The 2,882-nt window shown below is 51.6% G+C and carries 5 protein-coding genes; all 5 read right to left on the reverse strand.

All coding sequences use genetic code 11. The annotated features are described in order from the left end of the window. Positions 1 to 165: 165 nt before the first annotated feature. The 5 genes from ACYVG7_RS10725 to ACYVG7_RS10745 all read right to left on the reverse strand — a co-directional run bounded on the left by ACYVG7_RS10725 (position 166) and on the right by ACYVG7_RS10745 (position 2,712). Complete coding sequence (locus tag ACYVG7_RS10725; protein WP_460883103.1) at positions 166 to 543, reverse strand: HEPN domain-containing protein; 378 nt, start codon at positions 541 to 543, stop codon at positions 166 to 168. A 2-nt stretch (positions 544 to 545) separates the two neighbouring features. Beyond that, on the reverse strand, positions 546 to 1,313 hold the full coding sequence (locus tag ACYVG7_RS10730) for a hypothetical protein (protein ID WP_460883104.1): 768 nt from the start codon (positions 1,311 to 1,313) through the stop codon (positions 546 to 548). A 136-nt stretch (positions 1,314 to 1,449) separates the two neighbouring features. After that, positions 1,450 to 1,869, reverse strand: coding sequence for a Mor transcription activator family protein (locus tag ACYVG7_RS10735; protein ID WP_460883105.1), 420 nt, complete (start codon positions 1,867 to 1,869; stop codon positions 1,450 to 1,452). Next, the gene (locus ACYVG7_RS10740; RefSeq protein ID WP_460883106.1) at positions 1,862 to 2,248 is read right to left on the reverse strand and encodes a hypothetical protein; all 387 of its coding nucleotides are present in this window, start codon (positions 2,246 to 2,248) and stop codon (positions 1,862 to 1,864) included. The genes ACYVG7_RS10735 and ACYVG7_RS10740 overlap by 8 nt, the downstream gene beginning before the upstream one ends. Continuing rightward, positions 2,248 to 2,712: a hypothetical protein gene (locus ACYVG7_RS10745; RefSeq protein ID WP_460883107.1), complete on the reverse strand. Its 465-nt coding sequence runs from the start codon at positions 2,710 to 2,712 to the stop codon at positions 2,248 to 2,250. The genes ACYVG7_RS10740 and ACYVG7_RS10745 overlap by 1 nt, the downstream gene beginning before the upstream one ends. Positions 2,713 to 2,882: the final 170 nt, after the last annotated feature.

The raw sequence follows: 2,882 nt of genomic DNA on the forward strand, positions 1-2,882 counted from the left end.
TCATACTCGATCTGATTGATGATGAAATTCGGCATATGAGCCCCGTTAAAATCCAGTTTAAACGCTGTATCGATAGCGTACTGGCGGGGCCGGTTGAGGCGGGTTTATTGTGTATTACATAAGAAAAACCCCGCTCGACGGCGGGGTTATCAATCAGTGAAAATGCTAGGTTTTCATCTGGTTACATTTGGCAAATAATCTTTCTGCAGTTTTGATGCTTTCCCTAGCATCAGCACTCGTAATATTCCCTTGTAAATCGTAATCAGAAAGAACTCGCTTTCCTTTTTGCTGACGTAAAATGGCTGCAAGCCCTCTTAATTCAGCTTGAGAGTACGACTCTGTTTTGCCCCCTGCGTTATTGAGGTACTGAATAAGACCATCATGGGCATGAGCGCTATAGACGGGCATAGATGTCATCATCGAAGTAACTTCATGAAACATTGCATAGTACGCGCGAGCAATAGCGTTCCTATAACCTATCTCATCTGTTCGATTCAAAACATCGATTGCAAAATCGAGGAAATCCTTGCTTGAAACAGCCACAGCTAAACCACCTTTGCCTCAGTGTTTTTGCCTCGAAACCAAGCAGTGGCAGGTATGTCAAACAACTCATCGTTATCGGCAATTGCCATCGCCAATTCATAATTCATATCAGATAGCTGCTCAGGGTCTGCTTCCCTAACATCAACTGTTACCATTATCTGGCCTTCAGCAATAGACACTCGGGAACCAGAGACCATCTTACGATGACGATCAGCAACGCTGATGCTCAATGATGCAAGCTTCTGCACGAGTGTCGGGCTAACGCCCATGCTTCTTTCAGCAGCCTGCAGTAGTTTGGCGAAACTGTCAGCTTCCGACATAATGTCCACCCTATCTTGCGTTTGCGATGATACGTACTTGCAAAGCCTCATGGAAAAGGTGTGAACTCGCGGCAAATCCGCAGTCACATATGCGGCTTCACATGCATTACTCACAATCTCAGGGTCTTCAAAGAGCTCTGATAAGCGGTACGCTAGATCAACGTAACTAGAGTATCGACCAACACGTCTTAAATAGGTAGAGAAATTCAGGCCGATAACTGAATCGCAATACGCTCTCAAAGCTGAATCGAAAGAGTCTACTGCTTCATCCTCTTTCCCCAGCGCCCCCAAACGTAAAGCATTCAGCATCGCTCTGGCTGCAGGGTCTTCTATAGCAGCTATTTCTCGCTTTACCACTGCTGCAGCCCAAGTATCTATTGCATGACCTTCATCAATGTAAGATGTCAAAGTCCGGAGAAGTTCCGTAGTTTTGGGTACAGGTAATGCCATTGAATAAACTCAGCGCCAATTGGAATACGTGCAGATCTTTGTTTTACCCTAGATCATGGCTATAAACAACAATCATGGGGCGGCGATTCTACAGACTTCTCGCTAATTCGGCTATAAAAACCCCGCCGAAGCGGGGTTATGAATCAAACATATCCGGTTGGTGTCGTTTCCTGTGCAGCTTGCGCTGCTCGGCAATGATGACATAGAGCTGTGGGTGGCTCAGTTTGTAGTGCGTGGCAATGCTATCCATCGGCTCGTTCTGGTACCAGCGCTCAAAAATCTCAAGGTCACGCAATGCGGCCTTGAGCTTTTCTCCGGTTGGTATGTAGTAGGCCCGACCGCCCAGATAGTGAGCCAGCACCAGGGCCAACTTGCGGGACTTCGCCCCCGGATCGGCCACTCCCTCTCGCTTCAATTCGCTCGCTATCACATCCGCCAGATCTGCGAGGGATTGCGGCCACTTGGCCTTGAGCTCATCGATTGGTATTAAGTCCATCCGGTCAACCAACTGCCCCAGCGCCTCATGGTCATCGGCGAACAGGTCCAGATTATCCATTGCGGCCTCCTCGTTTAAACATGGCCACTATTCCCGCCAAGTGACTCAGATTGCGTTGCCGTTGCTCCTCACTGATCTGCGGCGCAGTCAACAGTGGGTTCACCGGCTGCGGCCGCGATGGCAGGTAGTGCAGCAAGTGCTTAGGCGCGGGCCAGCGGTCAACATCTCGCATCATGCGGACGAACGCCGCCGCAATCCGCTGACTATCCAACGACTGATCCCAACCAATCGGAGCCGCCCACAGCGTCTCAGCCCAACTGGCAGCGGTCAGCTGAATAGTCTCCATGGCTGGGGTACCCTGTAGCGATAACGAGATCAGCTTCTGCAGACCAGTGGCCAACTCAGCCATAAACCACTGCTCATGGTGTCCGTTCGCCATCAGTTACCTCCTTTGAGCGCTTCGAGCGCCATCATGCCGCCTGCTGTTTTGCTCGTCATTCGAGCTGGCTGTTGCATGATCGGCCCTGGTTGTTGCACTGCGGGGTTGTTTTGTTGCGGCGCCATACCCTCTATCACTCGTTTCAGGTAGTTGTGATTCGATAACGGCTTCCACACGGCAGGGTTTTGTTGCGCCTTGCTGCGCATGGCTTCAACCACCTCCGCCAAGGCGGGGGCAATCTCAGCCCCGCCCAACTCCAGCACCTCTCGCATCAACCGCAACGCCCGGTCATTGGCCAGGTCGCGGTTGTGGGAGCGGAACAGCCCGATATAGCCCACCAAGGCGGTGCCATGCTCGATCGTCAGCGGCACCAACGAGGCCATCAACTGACGGCCCGCCTCATCCTGCACCAATGCCTCCAGGTGGATCTGCCCATGACAAATGGGGCAACGTCCTAACTTCATACATTCACCCCATGCTGCACTTCATACGCATCCAGAATGCCTTGATACCCGGCTGGTTTCCCAGTCCGAGGGTTTGATGGCACCCGTTTTTCGTTCTTGACCAAGGCATCGATCATCAACCGACGATGCCAGGCCTTGAGCGCTTCGAGCACCTTGAACGCCAGTGCTTC

This window comes from Pseudaeromonas pectinilytica (assembly GCF_054780855.1).

Coding starts and splice junctions, on each gene's coding strand:
- ACYVG7_RS10730 (WP_460883104.1), bottom strand. CDS start 1,313: ATGGCATTACCTGTACCCAAAACTACGGAACTTCTCCGGACTTTGACA.
- ACYVG7_RS10745 (WP_460883107.1), bottom strand. CDS start 2,712: ATGAAGTTAGGACGTTGCCCCATTTGTCATGGGCAGATCCACCTGGAG.
- ACYVG7_RS10735 (WP_460883105.1), bottom strand. CDS start 1,869: ATGGATAATCTGGACCTGTTCGCCGATGACCATGAGGCGCTGGGGCAG.
- ACYVG7_RS10740 (WP_460883106.1), bottom strand. CDS start 2,248: ATGGCGAACGGACACCATGAGCAGTGGTTTATGGCTGAGTTGGCCACT.